Source organism: Thomasclavelia spiroformis DSM 1552, from assembly GCF_025149465.1.
Taxonomy (GTDB): Bacteria; Bacillota_I; Bacilli_A; order Erysipelotrichales; family Coprobacillaceae; genus Thomasclavelia; species Thomasclavelia spiroformis.
In genome coordinates this window covers 912867-935441 of the sequence record NZ_CP102275.1, presented here as the reverse complement: position 1 = coordinate 935441, position 22575 = coordinate 912867, and the positions used below count along the sequence as shown (strand labels likewise).

General features: G+C 30.2%; 18 protein-coding genes and 1 other annotated feature. Of the genes, 1 reads left to right on the top strand and 17 read right to left on the bottom strand.

The annotated features are described in order from the left end of the window. Position 1: 1 nt before the first annotated feature. From NQ543_RS04215 to NQ543_RS04190, 6 genes are all read right to left on the bottom strand, one after another. Positions 2–877: an aldo/keto reductase gene (locus NQ543_RS04215; RefSeq protein WP_004610460.1), complete on the bottom strand. Its 876-nt coding sequence runs from the start codon at positions 875–877 to the stop codon at positions 2–4. A gap of 15 nt (positions 878–892) precedes the next feature. After that, entirely contained in the window at positions 893–1387 is a 495-nt protein-coding gene (locus tag NQ543_RS04210; RefSeq protein WP_004610459.1) for a cyclophilin-like fold protein, read from the bottom strand. Between the two features lie 179 nt (positions 1388–1566). Further along, entirely contained in the window at positions 1567–2985 is a 1419-nt protein-coding gene (gene ltrA / locus NQ543_RS04205; protein WP_004608658.1) for a group II intron reverse transcriptase/maturase, read from the bottom strand. 431 nt (positions 2986–3416) lie between these two features. Further along, complete coding sequence (locus tag NQ543_RS04200) at positions 3417–4664, bottom strand: D-alanyl-D-alanine carboxypeptidase family protein (protein WP_004610458.1); 1248 nt, start codon at positions 4662–4664, stop codon at positions 3417–3419. After that, on the bottom strand, positions 4657–5553 hold the full coding sequence (locus tag NQ543_RS04195) for a DMT family transporter (RefSeq protein ID WP_039904569.1): 897 nt from the start codon (positions 5551–5553) through the stop codon (positions 4657–4659). The genes NQ543_RS04200 and NQ543_RS04195 overlap by 8 nt, the downstream gene beginning before the upstream one ends. A gap of 194 nt (positions 5554–5747) precedes the next feature. Further along, on the bottom strand, positions 5748–11309 hold the full coding sequence (locus tag NQ543_RS04190; RefSeq protein ID WP_004610456.1) for a discoidin domain-containing protein: 5562 nt from the start codon (positions 11307–11309) through the stop codon (positions 5748–5750). A 368-nt stretch (positions 11310–11677) separates the two neighbouring features. Here NQ543_RS04190 and NQ543_RS04185 point away from each other — a divergent pair, with 368 nt between their 5' ends. Next, positions 11678–11971, top strand: a complete 294-nt coding sequence (locus NQ543_RS04185; protein ID WP_004610455.1) for a helix-turn-helix domain-containing protein — start codon at positions 11678–11680, stop codon at positions 11969–11971. Positions 11972–12014: 43 nt separating this feature from the next. Here the strand turns inward: NQ543_RS04185 and ileS are convergent, their stop codons facing one another. The 11 genes from ileS to ftsA form a co-directional block, all read right to left on the bottom strand. Then, complete coding sequence (gene ileS, locus NQ543_RS04180) at positions 12015–14744, bottom strand: isoleucine--tRNA ligase (protein WP_039904567.1); 2730 nt, start codon at positions 14742–14744, stop codon at positions 12015–12017. Positions 14745–14777: 33 nt separating this feature from the next. Beyond that, positions 14778–14978: a binding site (T-box leader), on the bottom strand. Then, positions 14975–15406 carry a DivIVA domain-containing protein gene (locus NQ543_RS04175; RefSeq protein ID WP_004610453.1) on the bottom strand — a complete coding sequence of 144 codons (432 nt, stop codon included), beginning with the start codon at positions 15404–15406 and terminating at the stop codon, positions 14975–14977. Its footprint overlaps the feature before it by 4 nt. An 11-nt stretch (positions 15407–15417) precedes the next feature. Continuing rightward, positions 15418–16176 (bottom strand): YlmH family RNA-binding protein, encoded by a 759-nt coding sequence (locus NQ543_RS04170; RefSeq protein WP_004610452.1) that lies wholly within the window; start codon positions 16174–16176, stop codon positions 15418–15420. A gap of 28 nt (positions 16177–16204) precedes the next feature. Next, positions 16205–16639: a cell division protein SepF gene (locus NQ543_RS04165; protein ID WP_004610451.1), complete on the bottom strand. Its 435-nt coding sequence runs from the start codon at positions 16637–16639 to the stop codon at positions 16205–16207. 95 nt (positions 16640–16734) lie between these two features. Beyond that, positions 16735–16974 carry a YlmC/YmxH family sporulation protein gene (locus NQ543_RS04160; RefSeq protein ID WP_004610450.1) on the bottom strand — a complete coding sequence of 80 codons (240 nt, stop codon included), beginning with the start codon at positions 16972–16974 and terminating at the stop codon, positions 16735–16737. A 23-nt stretch (positions 16975–16997) separates the two neighbouring features. After that, positions 16998–17774, bottom strand: coding sequence for a SigB/SigF/SigG family RNA polymerase sigma factor (locus NQ543_RS04155; protein WP_004610449.1), 777 nt, complete (start codon positions 17772–17774; stop codon positions 16998–17000). Positions 17775–17822: 48 nt separating this feature from the next. Next, on the bottom strand, positions 17823–18518 hold the full coding sequence (gene sigE, locus NQ543_RS04150; protein WP_004610448.1) for an RNA polymerase sporulation sigma factor SigE: 696 nt from the start codon (positions 18516–18518) through the stop codon (positions 17823–17825). Next, positions 18518–19255: a sigma-E processing peptidase SpoIIGA gene (locus NQ543_RS04145; RefSeq protein WP_039904563.1), complete on the bottom strand. Its 738-nt coding sequence runs from the start codon at positions 19253–19255 to the stop codon at positions 18518–18520. The genes sigE and NQ543_RS04145 overlap by 1 nt, the downstream gene beginning before the upstream one ends. Before the next feature lie 72 nt (positions 19256–19327). Further along, on the bottom strand, positions 19328–20104 hold the full coding sequence (gene proC / locus NQ543_RS04140; RefSeq protein ID WP_004610446.1) for a pyrroline-5-carboxylate reductase: 777 nt from the start codon (positions 20102–20104) through the stop codon (positions 19328–19330). 44 nt (positions 20105–20148) lie between these two features. Further along, positions 20149–21246: a cell division protein FtsZ gene (gene ftsZ, locus NQ543_RS04135; protein WP_004610445.1), complete on the bottom strand. Its 1098-nt coding sequence runs from the start codon at positions 21244–21246 to the stop codon at positions 20149–20151. A gap of 26 nt (positions 21247–21272) precedes the next feature. Beyond that, on the bottom strand, positions 21273–22532 hold the full coding sequence (gene ftsA / locus NQ543_RS04130) for a cell division protein FtsA (RefSeq protein ID WP_039904561.1): 1260 nt from the start codon (positions 22530–22532) through the stop codon (positions 21273–21275). Positions 22533–22575: the final 43 nt, after the last annotated feature.

Genomic DNA, 22575 nt, shown 5'->3' with positions numbered 1-22575 from the left:
TTTAGCGATTGTCTTTTTGATCTTTAGCACTAAATACTGGAAAGAAATCATCTTGACCATAATCTTCAATTGTTTTGATTGATTTAAGTGCTTCCATATCTTCTTTACTAATTTCAAAATCAATTTTTAAATTATCAATAAGATGTTCTTTTGATGATGCTTTAGGCAATGCAGCCAAACCTAATTGAATAATATATCTAATACATAGTCTAGCTACTGATACATTATATTTATTAGCCATTGCAATAATATTTTCGTTTTTTAAAATCGCACCATGAGCAATTGGAGAATACGCTTCAACTAAAATATCATTTTCTTTACAAAATTTAATTAATTCTGTTTTGGTATTACTGATATGTGTAAGTATTTGATTTACCATTGGTTTTATTTGACAAGAATTTAAAATATTTTCAAGATCATCTTTTAAGAAATTAGATACCCCAATAGCTTTTACTTTTCCTTCTTGATAAGCAGTTTCTAATGCTTTCCATACTTCTTTATTTTCTTTAAAATACCTGTTATCATCTCTAAATTCTTGCCATGGTTGAGGACTATGAATAATCATTAAATCAAGATAATCTAATCCCATTTTATTTAATGTTTCATTAATAGAATCATAAGCTTCTTGATATGTTTTAGCCTCAGCTGCAACTTTACTTGTAATAAATAAATCTTGACGAGCAATATTACTTTTACGTATTGCTTTTCCTACTCCCTCTTCGTTTCCGTAAGCTTGTGCTGTATCGATATGACGATATCCCACTTCCAAAGCACATTCTACTACTTCTTCAACTTTATCATTGTCAATCAACCATGTTCCTAGTCCTACTTTAGGAATTTTTAACCCGTTACTTAACTCAAAAAATTCATTCATCATATTTCTTCTCCTTTATTAATTCTCTATTTTTTCAATTGTTATTTCACCAGACAAATTCTCAATATTTTCTATTCCTTCAATTGCATTTCCTAATTGATATAAATCATTAGCCAAGTCAAAACTATTATAAAACATTACTACATCTCCCCATGGCTCATAGTACGCTAATACTCCATTTTCACCATTACTTGCTAGAGGTGTATTAGTAACATCTAATTCATTAGGCGGATAGAAAATCTTTTCATTAGTACTATAATCTTCTACTTCTATTTTTAAAGGTAATTGTTCATAAAGAGATTTTGCTCCATCGCTATCATTTAACTCAAAAACAACACTATAACTATTATCCATTATTTTAATTATCATTGTATTTGTTGTTTGATTAGTTATTGTATTTTTATCATCGCTCGTCTTTGTTTTGCTTTCTTTAACAGCATTTTGATTATTATTCATAAAATAAACAAATAATGTTCCTAAAAGAATTATAAAAATCACTAAAATTCCTATCATTTTCTTCAAATACATCACCTCTAACTATAGTTTAACAAGTATTTAAAATAATAACAAATACCTATATTAAATAGTTAAATATACCTAAAAAGCATAATAATGATAATTGAATAGGGGCTAAGAATTAAAATCTTTCGCCCCTTTCACAACACCGTGCGTAGGGTTCCCTACACGGCGTTTCATAAGTTTATAGAGTTGTAATAATCTAGTGCACTTATAAATCCGTATATTTTTAATACTTCATTTGTAAGTGTCCTTTTTAGTATGAAGCTATTGGCGATGTGCCAGTAGCTTTTTCTTGTGTTTGCCCATTCCCATGCCTTACTTTTATTAATACCTAGTTTTTGTAAATTTCTATACCTTGTTCTTACTAACTTCCATCTTTTCCAATATATCATTCGTATTCTTCTTCTCATCCATGAGTCTATTTCCCTTAGATGTTTACTCATATTCGCTATCCTATAGTAATTCACCCAACCTGTAATGTATTCTTTTAACTCTTTAGCTAATTCCTTACTTGATATTGGTCGGTTCCTTTTGGTGATTTCCTTTATTCTCTTTTTCATCTTTTCTTTAGATTTCTTGTGAACAGTGATTCGTACATTACCACTCTTCTCTATATAAAATCCAAAGCCCAAGAATTTTATATCAGTAATATAGGCTACCTTTGTCTTCTCTTGGTTCACTTTTACAAATAATTTCTCTTCTAAATATCTTGTCACTGTTTCTTTGACTCTCATTGCACTTCTTTTACTTTTGAATAGTATGACACAGTCATCTGCGTACCTTACAAATCGATTTCCTCTTCTTTCCATTTCTTTATCAAATTCATTAAGATATATATTTGATAATAATGGGCTGAGTGGCCCACCTTGGGGTACTCCTTTTGTAGTTTCTTCAAACTTATGTTTTACTATGACTCCTGCATTGAGATATTTATGTATGAGTGATATAACTCTTCCGTCTTTAATAGTTTGTGACAATATCTGTATAAGTCTTGAATGGTTGACTGTATCAAAGTACTTCTCTAAATCTAGGTCTACTGTATATCGATATCCTTCATTGGCGTATTCGACTACTTTTCTTACTGCTTGATGGGCATTTCTTCTTGGTCGGAACCCATAACTATTGTCACTGAATTGGGGTTCAAATATTGGTGTCAGTACCTGTACTATCGCCTGTTGTATGACCCTATCCGTCACTGTTGGAATTCCTAACTCTCTTTTCTTTCCGTTATCTTTTGGTATTTCTACTCTTTTAACGGCTTGTGGACTATAATGTCCCTCCATGATAAGTTTCTTTAGATAAGACCAGTGTTGTGCGAAATGCGTACGAACTTCTGCGACTTGCATTTTATCTACACCACCACTTCCCTTATTACTCATAACCCTTTGGATTGCCTTTTCTATATTGGCATCCTCCATAATTGTTTCAAGTAACTTCTCATGTACTACAAATCTATTGGTGTTCTTCGTATGTGATATCTCTTGTTTTGATGTAGGATACACTTCTCCACTATTGTCGTATTCCGTACTATCTTCATAGAGTAAGCCTAATGATAGTTGACAGTATCCTATTTTATCTTGAGTATCTTTCATTTCCAGTTCACCTCCTTATGTTCGGTCCTTCGCTAGATAACCATTACAGTTATCATCATCACTACTATGACCTCGGCTGACTTCCTAGGACAAACGTTTCCACCATGATTACATTTTCATCATGTTCCTAGGACCTCCCACGGTAAGACATAACACTTTCATCCTATGTACCCACTATCTTTACACTGCTTATTCCGTCGTACTATTGGACTTCGATTTGTTTAGCAATCTCATCCGATAAGCTTCTGCCTAAAATAGTTCGTATTCCTTGGGTCAGGACTTTGCCTCCAACTTCCTCCCGTTCACACCTTACGATGGATACCTTGTCTTCGGCTAGTGGTTGGTAGTACGAAACCCCCACAGTGGACTTTCACCACCTAGTCTTATGTCATGCGTGGCACACTAAAAAAGACAATCACTATTTTGATTGTCTAAATAACCCTCTTACTTTTTTTGATTTTTGAAATCATAACATAAGCAATTACTAAAATAATTGCTAACCCATAAGGGAACATAAAATTAATAATTCCATTATACATATCTTTTATTTCATCACGTTCAATATTTTTATCACTAACATACTCTTCTTGATACAATAAATAATCTTTATAATATACATTCAAATTCCCAACTTTAGTTCCTTTTTTTACCGGTGCTTCAAGTTTTTCAAATGTATACTTAAACTCTAAATCGTCTTGATTATATCCATTAGGTAAAAAAGCCATTGCATAATTTTGATTTTCAATCAATATCTTTTGATTATCTTTAGCAACACTAATATCTAAATTTTTAACCTCAGTACCTTTAGTCAAAATTGGTTGCATTGAATAATTTTGACTAACATAATTTACAATATCTAATGTATCTTGAACAGCCGCTTTTGGTTTAACATCATTATTAACTGCTTTACCTACAACTACAATAATTTCATTATCTCCTACTTTATCTAAACTAGATAAACAATTTTTTGCAGCATCAGTATATCCACTTTTACAACCGATAATACTATCAGTATTAATATTACTTCTTTTTGCATTATATACTGATTTATTTACCCATTGATGTAATCCATTAGAAGAGGTAGCATAACGTTTTGAATATATTTCTTTAAAAGTTGGATTCGCAACAGCATATTGAACAATCAATGCCATATCATGTACTGTAGTATAATGATTATCATCATGAATTCCTGTTGTATTAACAAAATGTGTGTCTTTAAGTTTTAATTTTTTTGCACACTCATTCATTTTTTCTACAAAAGCTTCTTGACTTCCACATAAATTATTTGCAAGAGCTCTAGTTGCATCAGCACCACTAGGTAAAATTGCTCCTAAAAGTAAATCACGATATGTAACTGTTTCACCAACTTCAAAATTTGCTGAAGAAGCACCAGTTTCCCAGACTGTATCAATATCATTTTGTGTTATAACTGTTGTTTTATCTAGATTTTCAATCATATCCAATGCCACAATTGCAGTCATAACTTTTGTCATACTCGCAGGATACATTCTTTCATCCATATTTTTATTATATAAAATAAGACCACTATTTGCATCAATTGCCACTGCATATTGAGCGCTTAAACCAATTTCTTCACTATTATCAAGAGCACGAATTGGTGTTATTAAAGAAATAGTACATACTAATGAAATCAATAAACAATAAATTTTTTTAAACATCCAATTCTCCTTCCTTAACATCTCTTTTTAAAAATGATAATTTTGTTTCTGAAATTATTAATGCCATAAAAATTAAAACGAATCCTGTAACTACTTTAAAACTTAAAACTTCACCATACAATAATACCGAAAAAACAACACCAAAAACTGATTCTAAACTAAGTAAAATAGCTGCATTACATTCACTAACTAAATGTTGACCCATATTTTGACACAATAAAGTAACAGCAGTAGCAAAAAATGCTAAATATCCGATTTGTAAAATAATACTGCTATCTATCTGTTTAATTAAACTAATGTCTTCAAAAAACAATGAACCAAAAAAAGCTAAAATTGCTGTCATTGCAAATTGTAAAGTAGTTAATTTAATTGGATGCATTTCTTGTGAATATTTTTTGATTGCAAGAATATGCAAAGCATAAAAAATACCACCAATAAGGGTTAAGAAATCTCCTAAATTCATTGACAAATTACCATCCAAAGAGACCAAGCCAACACCAAAAATACAAAGTAAAGCTGCCATAAAATTATAATTATCCGGCCTTTTATGATAAAAGATCCAAACCAAAAAAGGAACAATCGCACAATACACAGCTGTTAAAAATGCATTCTTACCTGGGGTTGTCATTGTTAATCCAATTGTCTGAATCAAATAAGCAAGAAACAAACAAGTTCCAGTGACTATTCCCCCTTTTAAATCTTTTAATTTTGTATTTTTAACATGTTTATAAAACATGATAACCATAATAACTGTTGCTAGTGAAAATCTAACAAATAATAAAACATTTGGGGTTAAGAAATCTACCGCACTTTTCATTACAATAAAAGAGCTTCCCCAAATCATTGCAGCTAATGTTAGTAGCAACGAACCCTTTAATTTATCACTCACTATATTAACCTCCATACATACCTACTTATTTTAGCATTTTCGACATATTTCAACAATATTTATTTTTAATTAATTGATATTTTACTATCCTACTTTTAAATATATCAAATACTAATTAAGAATAAATATTAAAAAGCTTACTGAAAAATCATCAGTAAGCTTTAATTCAATAGTTTAGTTATTTTAACTAACTATTATTTTTTTCTTTTTTTACTTCCATATAATGCAACTGATGCAAGTGTTAAAGTAGCAAGTGAATACCATAAGTTTGTAGTATCGCCAGTTTTAACACTTGTAGTATCACCATTGTCTACCGGTGTACTTGGTGTGTTATCTACTGTTGTAATTACTTCTAAGCTATTGATTGCTTTTTCTAATACATCTTTTGCATTATTTACTTGTTCTTGTGTTGCATTTGGATCATTAAATACTGCTTTTGCTTCATTTAATGCATCTTTTAATCCATCAAATGTTGCTTTTGTATAGTTTGTACTATTTAATCCTTCTGCCTTATTGATTAATTCTTCTAATAAACTCTTATCTGGAATTAATCTTAAGTTCAAGAATGCTGTTACTAATTCTTTATGTGCATTATTTACTTCTTCTTGCATTGCATTTAAATCTTCATATACAGCAATTGCTTCATTTAATTCTTTTTCAAATGCTGCCCATGTATCTGTTGAGTATTTAGTTGAATCTAAATTACTTACATCATCAATAAATGCTTTTAATGCTGTTTTATCCCCTTTGTAGAATTCTAGTTTTTGCATTACACTTGCAAGTCGATCAAATGATGCATTAACATCTTCTTGACTAGCTGTTTCATCAGCTAAAATTTCTTTTGCTTCTTGTAATGCTGCTTTAAATTCTTCTGCAACTACAGGAACTACATTTTCTAAATCTTTATCAGTTACTTTATCAGCTAAATCAACTGCAATTTGTAATGCTGTTTTATCAGCAACTACTAGTTCTTCTTCGCTAAGACGAAGTGCAACAATGCTTGAAGCAATTGTTTGTTTCATTGCTTCTACTTCATTAGCACCTGGATTTTCCAAATTAACTAGAGCTTCTGCTTCTTTAATTACATCTTGGAATGCTGTCCATGTTTCATCAGTATATCCAACATTACTCATTGATTTAGCATTATCAATTATTGCTTGTAATCCTTCAATATCAGGATTTACCTTAGCTTGAATTAAACTGATTTCTGAAGCTGAGGCATTGTTATTTACAGCTCTTACATAAACTAAACGTACATGTTTTGTTGTAACTGGAGCAAAATTAATTGTTTTAGCTTGCGCATTATTTTCTAATGTTCCAGTTGCAATTGTTTCATAATCCACACCATTATCACTTACTTGGATTTGGTATTCTAATAAGTTACCATTGCTTCCTGATTGACGAGGAGTATAAATGAGTCCTTTTATTTCTGTACTTTCATCAATTTCTAAATCAATGTAATGAGGCATTGTTGTAATATTCCATGCTGAATGCCACATAGTTGAAGTTGAACCATCAAGTACATTTGATGGATTTGATCCATCTTGTTGATAACTTGATGCAGTAGCAGTTAATTTAGAAGAATCAACTAAATTAGGATCTGTTTTATCTTTAAGTTCAAGATTATCAAGAGCTTGTACTAATGCTTTTTCATAAGCATCAACTGTACTTTGTAATTGAACTGGAAGATTTAAACGAATACCTTCTATTACTTGATTCACACTTGCAACACTTTCATCAGTAAATTCACTTAAATCTTTAGTAAGTGCTAAATAAGCATTTAATCTACTATAATCAGCTTTTTTATAATCCATTTGAGATAATAAATCATTAATTTGACTTACATATGAATCAACTGTAGCTTTTGAAGGTGCATATTCAGTTAAAACTGATTTAGCTTCATCAATAACTGTACGTAATTGTTCATTAGCCATATTAGTTAATACAGCTTCACCATTCCAGATTGCATAATCAAGTGCCATTGTTGAAGCAAATGTATCATTTTTACCTAAACGTAAATCATCAACATATCCAATGAAAGCATTTGTTTTGCTACCGATTGTTTGAATTGGGAACATTGTTGTTGCTAACATTGGTCTTCCTTCAATTCTTTCATCATCTCCTAATGTATCTACTAATTCACCGTTAACATATAGAGAGATTCTATTTTGTTGGTTCTTAAATTCTAATTCAACCCATTCATTAACTGGAAGTGTATAGTTAAATGAAAAATCAAATCTTTCTCTTGAGAAACCAACTTTTCCTGTATCTTTTTGAACAGCTTTGATATTTCCATAAGGACTTTCAAATAAAATTTGTTCTTCTGTTGAATCAGATGTTCTCTTTACTTTTACACGTAAATCATTACCCAATCCTACAGTTTCTAAATCAGTAGAAATATAGCTTTGACCACCATTTAATCTTAATGCATTTTTGAAATCAACTGTTTCAATTTGAGCATTAACACCTTGTTCAATTTGATGGTCATTTGCAGATGTATCTTCATATTCATCCATTGGCATATTTAAAATAGCATCTTCTTTACTTTCTACTTCATATCCAAAATTAGTACCTGGGGCATCACCTAAAGAATCAGAAGTAGCTTTTGCTTCTTCAAGGTTCATGTCACCTTTACCCCAAAGTTTTGCTGCAAATAATGGTAATCCACGTTCAATACGATCATATACATCATATTCACTAACTCCATTATCTAAGTAGTCAGTCATGTCATTCCATACAGCAAAAGCTCCACCTTTCATTTGATCATCACCAGCAGGTATTGTTACACCGCTAATAGTGTTGATATCAAGGTTGTACATTGTTGAATCACTTAAATAGTCATAGTAATAACCGGCATTTGGAACAATATAATAATTTCCATCATTACAGTTAATTAAATCAAATCCATCTTCATACATTTGATCCATATTAGCATAACCAAAGTTCCATAAATTAATTTCTACACCTTCAGCATCGATATCTTCACCTTGGCTAGCTTGAGTAAAGCTTCCCCAAACTCTGGCTTTACGACCAGTTCCTTCAACAAAGTCTAACATATCATTAACGAATTTACGATATGCTTGAGAAGAGGCGTTATATTCATCAGCACCAATATGTACAGTTGTTTGACTATCAAATACTGGATTTTCTTCAGTCATATATTCTGAAAAAATTGATTGTACAAATTCTAAACTTTCATTATATTTACTAACTAAATTCAAATGATCGTTTTCACGCCCATATGTACCATTACGTAAATCAGGACGAACTTTTGTTAAAGCTAATGAGTGAGCAGGTGTATCAATTTCAGGAACAATATTAACACCTAATTCTCTTGAATCTTTAATAAATTCACGGAATTCATCTTTAGTATAGAATAAATCAGTACTTGTTAAATCAGCTTGGTTAAGTCCGTTATTTCCACCTTTTTTAATATCAGATTCCAAACGGAATGCAGAATAAGCATCCATAGGATCCATTCCATTTTGTGAATAATATTCCAATGGAATTAAATTGTCATTTAAATGAACTTGGAAGTCATTCATTTTATACCATGACATTTCTTTAACAAGTTGTTTTAAATAATCTAAAGTAAATGTCTTACGAGCTACATCCATAATAAATCCACGTACTTCATAAAGTGGATAATCTCTTGTTTCACCTTTAGCAATTGTAGTGTAATCACTTTGTTTTAAAGCTTGTAAGATAGTTCTAGTTGCCCAATAAGCACCTGTTTTAGTTTCTGACGTAACTGTAATTACATCATCAACTTCCATGATATATCCTTCTTCCATTAGACCTTTTGATGTGTCTGTAGTTTGGACGAAGTAGAAGTCTCCAGCTTGAGGTTGATCACCTTGAACAACACTGATTGCTTTTCCAGTAAGTAATTCATAATCTTCAGCCATAGCTTCTGCTGCAGCTTTTAAATCAGCATTACTATATACAATTCTTGATGTAGGAAGAACTGTGAAATTACCTTCAAATCCTTTCCATTCAGCTAATTCAGGTAGAATTACTGGTGCAGGATTATCAGTTTCTTCTTGTTGATATTTACCAGGAATTGTAATACCAATTTCTTTGAATTCATATTCATTTGTTTCTTTATCTGTGATTTTAAATGATACTTTTACAACTTTATCTACAATTGGTTGATAAATATGTAAATTTTCATCAACCACTTGTTCAAAATCAGTACCATTGTATTCAACAAGATATTTATCAGTTTCTGGATAGTTTACAACTAACTCAGTATCGCCTTTTTGAGGTTCTTCAATTGTAATTTGGTTAGCGATATCACTAGCACTATCTTCAATTATTCCTCCGTATACTTCCATTTCATACAGTGAAATATTATTCCATTCTACTCCTCCATCTGGATCTTGTGCAGTAAAATCATTAACCATTAAACGTACATATTGCGCACGTACAACTTCATCTAAAACAATACGATCAGTTTTAATTGCAGGACGTGATTCAATATGTTTAACTGTTTGCCATGAATCTTCTTCACCAGTGCTAGATACTTGGATTTCATAATCTGTTGCTTTTCTAGTTTCCCAGAATAAACGAACTGTTTTTATATTTCTTACTTCACCTAAATCAACACTGATCCAATGTGGTCCGTTTCCTAAGGCACTTGCCCATCTTGAATCTCTAGTTGTATGATCACCATCAAATGCTTTTGAAGCATTTAGACCACTTGTTTCATTTGAACTTGATGTAGCATCTTTATTTAATGCAACATTTTCTTGAGGATCTTGTGGTAATTGTTGACCATCAGTTAACATTACTTCAAAATCACGACAAGATACACTTGGATAACCATATTGTTTTGTCACTTCTAATTTAACATAACGACCCGAAACAGGCGCTTGTAAAAATTCAGTACTACTAGCTGATGTATTCCCATTTCGACTAACAACAGCTTCTCCCCAATTATTTGGATCATTAGAAACATAAATATTATAATCACTTGCATATACGCTTGCACTTTCCCAAATCATAGCAAATGTGTTCATTTCATATGTTTGTCCTAAATCAACATACGCCCATTGAGTTGCATTTTTTTCTGTTGACCAACGACTATCTTTGTCGGCATCTGTTAAATTAGATGCTGGCATTGATCCATATTCAGCGCTTGCTGTAACAGCTTTATTTAAAGCTAAATTTTCATTCATTGGAGTTTCAGCGACTTTATCCCCTAAAACTTCAAATTCACGTAAAGATAAACTAGGATATGCACCTGCAACTAATGATTCAACAGTAATCTTAACATAACGATAAGTTACTGGAGCATTTAGTTTTACAGTATAATCAACATCATACCCTCCATCATTTGTTTTGTCTTCTGATTGGAAAATTGTTTCATAAACGTTTCCATCATGAGAACCTTCAATTGTGAACTTTCCAATTTTTTGAGCATCTTTTTCAGCTAAGATTCTAAATTCATCAAATGTACGTTCTCTACCTAGATCAACACTCAACCAACCAGTACGTTCCCCTTCTTTAGCTGCCCAGCGTGATGAAAGTTCATCATTCCCGTCGAATGCTTTTTCAGCGTCAAAGCCATGAGCTGAATCTTCATAGTTAGCACTAGCCTCTTGATTCAAAGCAAAATTTTGTCTTTCTACTTCGGCTTGTACTGCAAAACTTCCAAACTGTGTGCTAGTAACTACCATTGTAGCAGCAACTAAAACCTTAAATGCACGCTTAGCTATTCTTTCCTTTCCTTTCAAATTTTTTCCTCCTTTCAACTTAATTGAATGAAATCAAACATTTTACTCTAACAAATATCCCACATATCTATAAAATATTATTGCTAGTGTATTCATATTTTAATTTCATTTTAATTGTTTCATAAACTTTATACATATGCAAGCGTTTTCTATGTAATTTGTTAATTTTATTTAACTCGTTAATAATAATGTCTCAATTTTATGAGACATTTAAAAAAAAATATGATAAACTAAAATTCATACACACTGGAGGTTATTATGAAAAAAATTGAATTAAGAGAAGATGAACTAAAAAAATATACAACTATAAAAAAACTTGTGGAAACAGGTGGTAATAAAAAAAAGCTGCAACTAAATTAAACTGCAGTTTAAGAACAATTGATAGAATGATTGCTCGATATAAAAATCAAGGTAAAGCAGGATTTATCCATGGTAATCGCGGTAAAATGCCAAGTACTACTATTTCTCAAGAAACAAAAAATAAAATTGTTAATCTTTATATTAATGAATATTTAAATACCAACTATACTTATTTTTGTCAAATTATAAAAGATAAATTTGGTTACACTATTAGTGATACAACAATCAATCGCTGGCTTAGAGAAAAAAATATCATTTCTCCTTATACTCGAAAAAACACCAAAAATAAATTCAAAAAACTAAAAAAAAGAACAAAATAATTAAAAATATCCAAGATAAATCATACATCTTGGATATTTTCTATTAACCATTAATTACATCATGACAACGGCAACATACTTCGCCATTCATTTCATCTTCATCAAAATAATTCCAGCAACGTGGGCATTGATGACCATTGAATTTTTCAGCTTTAATATAAGCACTATCAAATTCTTCTAATGAATTATTTTCCACTAATTCAACTTTTGCAACAATAAATAATTGTTTTAAATCATCAGCTAATTTAGCCATATCTTTAAATTCATCTTTTAAAGAAATAAATACTTTAGCTTCCATATTAGATTTAATTACTTTATCATTTCTTAAAGTTTCTAACACTTTTAATACATCTTTACGTAACAATAAGAAACGATCAAAATATGATTTAATTTCATCACTATTTTCAATTACAACCTTTTCAACATTTGGTTCTAAGAAAATAGATTCAGCTTTATTTTCATCACAGTGGAAATGATCATGCAATTCTTCGGCTGTAAATACTAACACTGGAGAAATTAATTTCATCATTGCTTTAGCATGATAATATAATACAGTTTGCACTTGTCTACGACGTAAACTATCAGCTTTTTCAATATATAAAATATCTTTTGTAAAATCCATATAGAAAGAACTTAATACATTAGTAAAATAATTTAAAATTTGTTGATTTGCATCAGCAAAATCATAATTATCATATGCTTGATGATATCCATCAATTAAATTATTTAACTCAACTAACATATACTTATCAACATCAGTTAAATCATTAACAGCAACTAAATCACTTTGTTTAAAATCATTTAAATTCCCTAAAACAAAACGCATTGTATTTCTAATTTTACGATAGTTTTCAGAAATTTGTTTCATGATTTCATCACTAATACGAACATCTTGTTGGTATGCTACTGAAGTTGCCCACAATCTTACAATATCAGCTCCATACTGATTTACCAACTTAATTGGATCAACTGTATTTCCTAATGATTTAGACATCTTATTACCTTTACCATCTAAAACAAATCCATGTGATAACACTGTTTTATATGGTGCTTTGCCATGAGCTGCGGTACCTATAATTAAAGATGAATTGAACCATCCACGATATTGATCACTACCTTCAAAATATAAATCTACAGGATATGGATAACCACGTTCTTTCATACACCCAGTATGACTTGATCCTGAATCAAACCAAACATCCATAATATCTTTTTCTTTTTTAAAGATACCGTTAGGTGAATGTTCATTTGTATAGCCTTCAGGTAATAAATCTTTTTCATCTAATTCAAACCAAACATTTGAACCATGTTTTCTAAATAAATCAGAAATATGTTTAAATACTTTTTCTTCCATAATTGGAGTTCCATCTTCACAATAGATAATTGGAATTGGTACACCCCAAGATCTTTGACGTGAAATACACCAGTCACCACGTTCTTTAATCATATTATAAATACGAATATGACCCCATTCATTTAACCAATTAACACTATCGATTTCTGCTAATAATTTATCTCTAATTTTATCTAATGAACAGAACCATTGATCAGTTGCTCTAAAAATAATTGGTTTTTTAGTACGCCAATCATGAGGATAACTATGAGTAATAAATTCTAATTTCAATAATACTCCTAGCTCATCTAGTTTCATTGTTACTGTCTTATTAGCATCATCAACATATTGTCCTTCTAACCATTCACCACAGTCTTTCATCATACAACCATGTTCATCTACATTACAATATGCTGGTAAACCATATTTTTGACCAACATAAAAGTCATCTGCCCCAAATCCAGGTGCTGTATGAACGCACCCAGTTCCAGCTTCAGCAGTAACATGATCACCTAAAATAACTAATGATTCACGATCATATAATGGATGTTTACAAGTAATCATCTCTAATTCTTTTCCTTTGAAATGATTACTTACTTGATATTCATCAATTTCAAATTTTTCCATCAATGAATCAACTAACTCTTCTAAAACAATCAATTTCCCTTTATTTGTTTCAACTAATGCATAGTCATATGTTTCATTCAAACAGATTGCAAGGTTAGCAGGAATTGTCCAAGGTGTTGTTGTCCAGATAACAAAATATGTATCATTATCTAAAATACCCTTACCATCTTTTACTTGGAACTTAACAAAAATAGTTGGACTTTTAATATCATGATATTCAATTTCTGCTTCAGCTAAAGCTGATTCACTTGATGGCGACCAATAAACTGGTTTTAATCCTTTAAAAATCAAACCATCCATTGCCATTTTTGCAAATACATCAATTTGATTTGCTTCAAATTCAGGCAATAATGTTAAATATGGATGTTTATAATCAGCAAATGTTCCCATTCTAATTAATTGTTCCATTTGCTTATTTACTTGTTCATGAGCATAAGCATCACATTTCTCTCTAAATGCCGCAGTTGACATTTCTTTACGATTTACACCTAATTTTTGAATTGCATTTTCAATTGGGAGTCCATGAGTATCCCATCCTGGAATAAATGGTGTATAACGCCCTTCCATATTATTGTATCGACAAATAACGTCTTTAATAACTTTGTTTAACATATGTCCCATATGCATATTTCCATTTGCATATGGTGGACCATCATGAAAAACAAAACTATCCTTACCTTCATTTTGTTTAATAACTTTTTCATACATGTTTGTCTCTTGCCAACGACTTACATAACCTGGTTCTTTTTTAGGAAGATTTCCTCGCATCTCAAAGTCAGTCTTTGGCATTAATAATGTGTCTTTGTAATTCATCTTCTTACCTCCATAAAATAAAAAAACGTCCCAACAAAGGACGAATATTCGCGGTACCACCTTATTTCGTATTTTTCAATACGCACTTAAAATCTTAACGCGATCAACGGCCACCCCTACTATTTTCAAGGCGCTACTCCAGAGTGATTCATTATAATAATAGTTACTGATTTACACCGACCATCAGCTCTCTATAAACATCTTATTATAAACAGTCTCTTTCATTGTATTTACTCTTCTTCATCATCTTCGTTAATTAGATTGAAAACTTCTGAATTATCAATCGTATCTAAAATATCTTGTGACATTTTTTGAACTGAAGAACGAAATTTAATTGCCTGATCTTTAAAATCATTCATTTCACTTGAAAGTGAACGAACATAATCCAAAGATTCTTTTAAAATCATATTGGCATTACGTTTTGCTTTATCTATCAAAGCACTTGCTTCTTTTAAAGCTAGACGAGCTATTTCTTCATTGGTTTTTTCAGTAATGTTGACACGATGTTGCAACAAAGAATTTTGTTCTTTAAGATGATCAAGTTCATCATTTAAAGACGAAATCTGATTTTTCAATTTATTAATCTGATTTTCATAATCAATCATCAAATTATCAACAGTTTGTTTATCATATCCCATAAATTGTTTCTTTATCCCACTCATCGTTTCACCTCTTACTTATAAAAATACCCTTCGATGACGTAATTATTCTGTTTTGTCACTCTTTTTGTATCGACAATTTTAACACGCCCATAACGTCGAAGCGATATTATATCACTATTATTACATAAATAGCTTATTTCTTCAACTTCTTTGTGATTAACTTTTACAAAACCTGAGCGAATATAATTAACCGCCTTGCTTCGAGGTAAATTATATATGCTACTAACTATTTTATCAAGTCGAAATGAAGAAACAATAAAAGTTTTACAAGTATATTGGTGTATAATTTCAATACTTTCATTAGATAAAGATAATTTAACTTTACTATGTTTAATCAAATTAAGATTATTTTTTACATAATCATATATCTTTAAATCCATTACTACATAAAAAACATCATGATATTCATAAATATCTCCAAACAACTCTCTTTTAACCCCTAAAGACATTAATGCTCCTAATATATCCCGATGCGTTAATTTACCAAAAGGTTTTGCATAAGTAATTTTAACTAAAACAATTTCAAAATCATCTTGTTCAATTTGATAATAAGCTGGTGCAATAATCATTCTTTTTGTTTCACTATTAATAAGACCGCCATTTTCTAAAACAATCAATTCATCCGATTTACCAATTACACTATGAACAATAGATTGATGATACGGATTTAAAAACTTTGTTAAGACGATTCTTTGACGATCTAATGCTTGATCTTTAAACTCAAGAATCTTTTTAACAAAAGCCTCTTCACCTTTAAAATGTTCAAACATAATTAAAAAGTATTAGTTTTACTAATACTTATTTATCAACAGATTCCTCATCCGTCACATCAATATTTCCTGAAACACTAATATTTTTAGGTGCACATAAGAAAATCTTTGGACCAATTGTTTGTATATCTCCATCAATAGCATAAATAACACCACTTAAAAAATCAACAACACGTTTAGCTTGTTCTTTTTGTAAACGATGTAAATTAATAACTACTGCTTGTTTATTTTTTAAATATTTAGCAATCTCTTGTGTTTCAGCATATGCTCTAGGTTCAAATAATATTAACTGACTATCTTTATTAGAATTCAATTTACTAATAGCTTCACTTGTCTTTGCATTTTTTGCTTGTTCAAAAAAACTAGTTTTTGGTTCGGTATCGATTTCTACATCATCATATTCTTCAACATCATCGCCTTCTTCATCAAAAAACCACTTTTTTACTTTTTCTCCGTATCCCATGAAGCATTCCTCCTTATTTTATTACTAGCCCATTATAACACAAAAAAACTAATCATAAAAGCATAAAAAAACAAAATAAAAGACAGCAATGTCTTTTATCCATCTAGTGTAACTAGAATTACATCACCGCCTATGCTTACAACACATTCAATTGGAATTACAATACAGGGTGTTTCTTTAAAAAAACAAAATAACTTAAAAAAACTATACTTCTCTACAATAATTGCCTGAATACACCTAGTACACCAATCAATCTCAATATCACTAATAAAGCCAACTTTACATCCATCTACAACATTAACAACATCCTTTGATTGTAATTTTACAAATCTCATCAAATCACCATTAATATATATGATTATTTCAGGTAATTATGTAGAGTGTTTAAAGCTTTTTTTTCAATTCTAGATACTTGAGCTTGCGAAATAAATAATTCTTTAGCTATTTCACTTTGTGACAAGCCTTCAAAATATCTTTGCTTTATCACATCATGTTCTTTTTGACTTAATGATTTTAAAGCATCATATAAATCAATTCGTTCATTAGTCTTTAATACACCTGCTTTTTCATCACTTAATGAATCAATCATCTTTAAACTATTACCATCACTATTTTTTACCTCTTCTTGTAAAGAAGCAACACTATTAGTTGATAAAAGTGCTTCAACAATGACACTTTGATCAATATCTAATTTTTTAGCTAATTCTTTGATTGTTGGTTCTCTTTGAAACTTATTTAAATATTCATCTTTTATCTTTAATATCTTATAAGCAATATCCTTTAAAGAACGAGATATTTTAATTTGATGATTATCTCTTAAATAACGTTTCATCTCACCAATAATTAAAGGAACAGCATATGTAGAAAACTTTAAATCATAACTAGTATTAAAGTTTTCTATCGCTTTGATTAAACCAATCATACCTACTTGAAACAAATCATCACAGCCATCACTTCGATTATAAAATCGTTTAGTCATTGAAATAACTAATTTAATATTATCATTGACTAATTTTTCTTTTATTCTTTCATCTTTAGTTTTTTGATATTCATCTATTAATGCATATGTTTCTTTGGTAGTTAATTTTTTTCTTGGTTCATGATAACCATTTATAATAATCTGATAATTATTCATATTTGCCTTCTTTCATCATTATTTTTAGCAAATATGACAAAATTATACCTATTTTATCTCATTATAATTTAGTTTATTTCTTAATTTTTTAATAATCTTTTTTTCTAATCTAGAAATATATGATTGCGAAATTCCCATCATTTTAGCAACATCTTTTTGAGTTAATTCATCATAATTCATTAAACCATATCTTAACATTAAAATTTCTTTTTCACGCTTTGACAAATCTTTAAATGCTTCATAAAACATTGTTCGCTGATCACTTTGTTCTAATTCATTTTTTACGATATCACTATCAGTACCAATAATATCTGAAAGCAACAATTCATTTCCATCATAATCAATATTTAATGGCTCATCAAGTGATATTTCATGTCGTAACTTATTATTCTTTCTTAAAAACATTAATATTTCATTTTCAATACAACGTGATGCATATGTTGCTAATTTTATATTTTTATCAGTTTTAAAAGTATTGATTGCTTTTACTAAGCCAATCGTTCCTATACTAATTAAATCTTCAATACCACCATTTTGATTAGTATCATATCTTTTTGCAACGTATACAACTAAACGTAAATTATGCTCAATTAATAAATCACGAGCATCATTATCACCTTTAGCCAATTTTTCTAACGCTTCTTTTTCTTCAAAAGCATTAAGTGGTGGTGGTAATACATCATGTCTACCAACATAATAAAGATACTTAGTTTTATTTAATAATTTTAAAATTAATTTTATCATTATAGTATGCCCCCCATTAACGATTTATTTAATAAACAATCATACTTGATTCCTCTAATAACCCCTACATATATATTTTCTAATAATTGATTATTAATTGCCAAAGTATCTACTTTGATTACACCAATAAAATCACTTCTTAAATCATTTAACTCAACAACATCAATTATTTCATATTTATCAATAATTTTTTCATTAATTAAAATTAACGGAAACCCTTCATAATAAACCTCATTACCACTATCTAGAAAACCATTAAATACATACTGCTTACCAGCATAAAATAATTCCACTGGATATAAATAACTATTAATTCTTACTTTCCTTTTCAAATAAACAATAAACATAATTTGAAGCAATACAAATAACAAACCAACAATAAATAATACAAAACTACTAAAACTAACCGGTACAATTAATATGCCATTATAAATAAAAGATTCATAAATAAAAGAACTAACAAAATACAAAATTGAAAAATAGATAAATAAAAATACCGGATAATATAAAAATATCTGTTTTTGATATAACAAATAAAAAATAACTAACCAAATAATTAAAATCATCCAACTATAACTATCTATATATAATAACAAAACCGAAAAGCTTAATAAAAAACTTTCTTTTAAAACTTGTAAATAACTCATTTCTTTACAAAGTAATATCCCCATCATCTCTAAAGACGATAAAATGATTAAAAAATTCGTTAAAAAAGTAACCTCAACATATACCTCCATCACCTCACCCCTTGTTATCATAGCTCTTTTTACCTTAAAAATATGTCATAAAATAAAAAGGATCTGACGATCCTAATTAGATTCTTTAATTGCTTTAATAATTGCATTACGGAAACCATTTTCTTCTAATGCTTCAACCCCTTTAATTGTAATTCCACCTGGAGAACAAACCTGATCTTTTAAAACACCAGGATGTAATTTTGTTATTTTTTGCATCATTCCTGAACCAATCAAAGTTTGACTTGCTAATTTATAAGCAACATCACGTGGTAATCCTAAACTTACGCCACCATCAGCCATCGCTTCAATAAACATATAAACAAAGGCTGGACCGCATCCGCTAATACTTCCACCTGCTTTCATTTGATAAGTAGGAAGTACTACTACTTCTCCAATACTAGAAAACATTTTTGTTGCAAATTCTAATTCATCATTAGTTAATGAATTTTCTTTTTCAAACAAAGTCATCCCATTTAATACTAATGCTGGGGTATTAGGCATAATTGTAAGGTGTCTAGTAGTTGGTAATAATAATTGATTATATAAAGTAAAATCATAGCCAGCTACAATTGAAATAACTGCTTTATTTTCCAATTTAGCTTTTACTTTCAAAATAACATCTTCAACAATATTTGGTTTAACCGCCATAACGATCATATCTACTGTTTCAACCAAATCGATTTCACTTTTACAACCTATAATTTCAAACTTTGAATTCATTTTAGCTAATTTATCACTATCAATATCAAAAGCATAAACATTTTTTCCATCAATAAAACCACTTTTAATTATTCCACCAGCAATTGCACTAGCCATATTACCCATTCCGATAAAACCTATTTTTTTCATCACTTTTCCTCCTTAATAAAATTAGCTAACAATGTTAGCTTATTTTAAATTCTTCTATTTTTAATAAATGCAGGTGGAAAATCTCCATCATCGTCGTCTTCTTCTTCAGTTGGATTATAGCGTGATGACATTGATGATGAATCATCATTACTACGTTTTAACATATTAGTACGTTGACTAAAATCATCTTCTTTTTCATCTTCAAAACCAGTAGCAATTACTGTAACAATAATTTCATCATCTAATTGTTCATTAATTGCAATACCTAAATATGTATTAATATCATCACCAACTTCTTTAGAAATTGTTTCTAAAGCAATATTAGCATCAAACAATGAAATATTTGCACCACCAGTAACATTGATAATAGCATCTTTAGCACCAGCTACTGAAACTTCTAACAGTGGTGAAGAAATAGCTGCTTTAGCTGCTTCTTTAGCACGGTTATCACCTTTAGCCATCCCAATACCAATTAAAGCATTACCACGGTTTTTCATAACTGCTGAAACGTCTGCAAAGTCCAAATTGATAAATGCAGGAATTGCAATTAAGTCAGTAATTGTTTGAACTCCTTGGCGCAATACATTATCAGCTTCTCTAAATGCTTCTTGCATTGGGCGACCACCGATCAATTGTAACAAACGGTCATTTGATACAGTGATGATTGAATCTACGTTAGCACGTAATTCTTCAATCCCAGCTGCTGCTTGTTTCTTTCTTCTCATTCCTTCAAATGTAAAAGGTCGAGTAATAACTCCTACTGTTAACGCCCCTAATTCACGAGCAATCTTAGCAAAAACAGGAGCAGCACCAGTTCCGGTTCCACCACCCATACCTGCAGCGATGAATACCATATCAGCACCTTCTAAAACTTTACGAATTTCTGCTTCAGATTCAAGAGCCGCTTTTTTACCAATTTCTGGTTCTCCACCTGCTCCTAATCCTTTAGTCAATTCACGACCTAATTCAATTTTATTTTTAACTGGTGAACGTTTCAATACTTGTAAATCAGTATTGGCAACATAGAATTCTACCCCTTCCAGACCTTCTTCTACCATTCGATTTACAGCATTGTTACCACCACCACCAACACCAATTACTTTAATTCGTGCTACTTGTTCAAATCCTAATTCTTCACTCATGATAACCTATTTCCTCTCTTCTTATATTAATCCTCACTAAAAAACGAATCTATCAATTTAGACATTTTTCCATTTTGATTTTTAGGACTAGTCTTAGTAAGCCCCTTAAATCTAACAGACATTGTATTAGAAATATCTGGCAACACCAATGAAGGTGTATAATTACCTACAATTTTATTTCTTTCCATCAAATAATAAATCATCCCAATTGTACCGACTAATGACATATCCCGAGCACCGATTGTCTGAGGACGATATACCCTAACTGGACATTCCAATACTTCACTTGCAATCGTATCAATCATTTCCAGCTCACCGCCACCACCAACAATCAATGTTTCATATTTACCAGCACTATCAATTACAGCAATTTTTTCTTTAATTTTTCCAATTACATTATACGCACTCTCTTTTAAGATATCTGCAAGATCTTGTTGCGTATAATCGTGCTTTTTACCATCTATAACGGTAGTATGAATAATATCATTTTGACCTTTAGTAACATCTAATGATCCATATTTTATTTTATAAGTTTCTGCCTGATTCATCGAAATCTGCATATTTTGCGCAACATTTCTAGTAAAATCATAACCTCCTACTTGACATACTGTCAAGTATTGCAAGTATCCATCTTTATAAAATGAAATGGTTGATGTTTTATATCCTATATCTATTAACACAGCACCCTCTTGAAGATAAGCAGCATCAAATGCTTCTTTAGCGCATGCAAAAGCATTGATTGTAATATCAAGTACTTCAATCCCACATTTTTCAACTGCTGAGATATATGGATAAAGCAGTTCCTTACTCGTTGTAATAACTAAAGCATCAACAATCAAATTTCTTGAAACTTCACCAATTGGTGCTTCAACAGTAGCACCTTTATCGCTGTGATATCTAACTGGAATAATTGACACCACTTCTTCATCTTTAGAACGCTTAAATTTAGCGGATAAACGTAATACCCTCAAAATATCCTCATTAGTAATTTTAGAACCATCATCTTTAAGACTAATACTACTATCACTTTGATATAATTTAGCTTTTATCGTTGGAATTGTCAAAGCGACACTTGTAATTTTTGTCTTTAAAAATTCTTCTGCTTCTTTAATTACTTTTTGTATATCTCTAGTTAAGATACGGTCATCTTCAATAATTCCTTTTTTCACGCCATGACTAGGAATTGTTTTAACAAATAATACATTGGCATTAAGATTACTTATTTCTGCAACAAGAAACTTTAATGTTGCACTACCAATATCTAAAATAGCGTAAATATTTTTCATCACGTATCTCCCTTTCTTAATATATACAATTCTAGCATAAATG

What these genes read in the sequence shown, in the direction of transcription:
- NQ543_RS04215 (WP_004610460.1), bottom strand. Translation starts at nt 877, where the DNA reads ATGATGAATGAATTTTTTGAGTTAAGTAACGGGTTAAAAATTCCTAAA.
- NQ543_RS04210 (WP_004610459.1), bottom strand. Translation starts at nt 1,387, where the DNA reads ATGATAGGAATTTTAGTGATTTTTATAATTCTTTTAGGAACATTATTT.
- ltrA (WP_004608658.1), bottom strand. Translation starts at nt 2,985, where the DNA reads ATGAAAGATACTCAAGATAAAATAGGATACTGTCAACTATCATTAGGC.
- NQ543_RS04200 (WP_004610458.1), bottom strand. Translation starts at nt 4,664, where the DNA reads ATGTTTAAAAAAATTTATTGTTTATTGATTTCATTAGTATGTACTATT.
- NQ543_RS04185 (WP_004610455.1), top strand. Translation starts at nt 11,678, where the DNA reads ATGATTGCTCGATATAAAAATCAAGGTAAAGCAGGATTTATCCATGGT.
- ileS (WP_039904567.1), bottom strand. Translation starts at nt 14,744, where the DNA reads ATGAATTACAAAGACACATTATTAATGCCAAAGACTGACTTTGAGATG.
- NQ543_RS04175 (WP_004610453.1), bottom strand. Translation starts at nt 15,406, where the DNA reads ATGAGTGGGATAAAGAAACAATTTATGGGATATGATAAACAAACTGTT.
- NQ543_RS04170 (WP_004610452.1), bottom strand. Translation starts at nt 16,176, where the DNA reads ATGTTTGAACATTTTAAAGGTGAAGAGGCTTTTGTTAAAAAGATTCTT.
- NQ543_RS04165 (WP_004610451.1), bottom strand. Translation starts at nt 16,639, where the DNA reads ATGGGATACGGAGAAAAAGTAAAAAAGTGGTTTTTTGATGAAGAAGGC.
- NQ543_RS04160 (WP_004610450.1), bottom strand. Translation starts at nt 16,974, where the DNA reads ATGAGATTTGTAAAATTACAATCAAAGGATGTTGTTAATGTTGTAGAT.
- NQ543_RS04155 (WP_004610449.1), bottom strand. Translation starts at nt 17,774, where the DNA reads ATGAATAATTATCAGATTATTATAAATGGTTATCATGAACCAAGAAAA.
- sigE (WP_004610448.1), bottom strand. Translation starts at nt 18,518, where the DNA reads ATGATAAAATTAATTTTAAAATTATTAAATAAAACTAAGTATCTTTAT.
- NQ543_RS04145 (WP_039904563.1), bottom strand. Translation starts at nt 19,255, where the DNA reads ATGGAGGTATATGTTGAGGTTACTTTTTTAACGAATTTTTTAATCATT.
- proC (WP_004610446.1), bottom strand. Translation starts at nt 20,104, where the DNA reads ATGAAAAAAATAGGTTTTATCGGAATGGGTAATATGGCTAGTGCAATT.
- ftsZ (WP_004610445.1), bottom strand. Translation starts at nt 21,246, where the DNA reads ATGAGTGAAGAATTAGGATTTGAACAAGTAGCACGAATTAAAGTAATT.
- ftsA (WP_039904561.1), bottom strand. Translation starts at nt 22,532, where the DNA reads ATGAAAAATATTTACGCTATTTTAGATATTGGTAGTGCAACATTAAAG.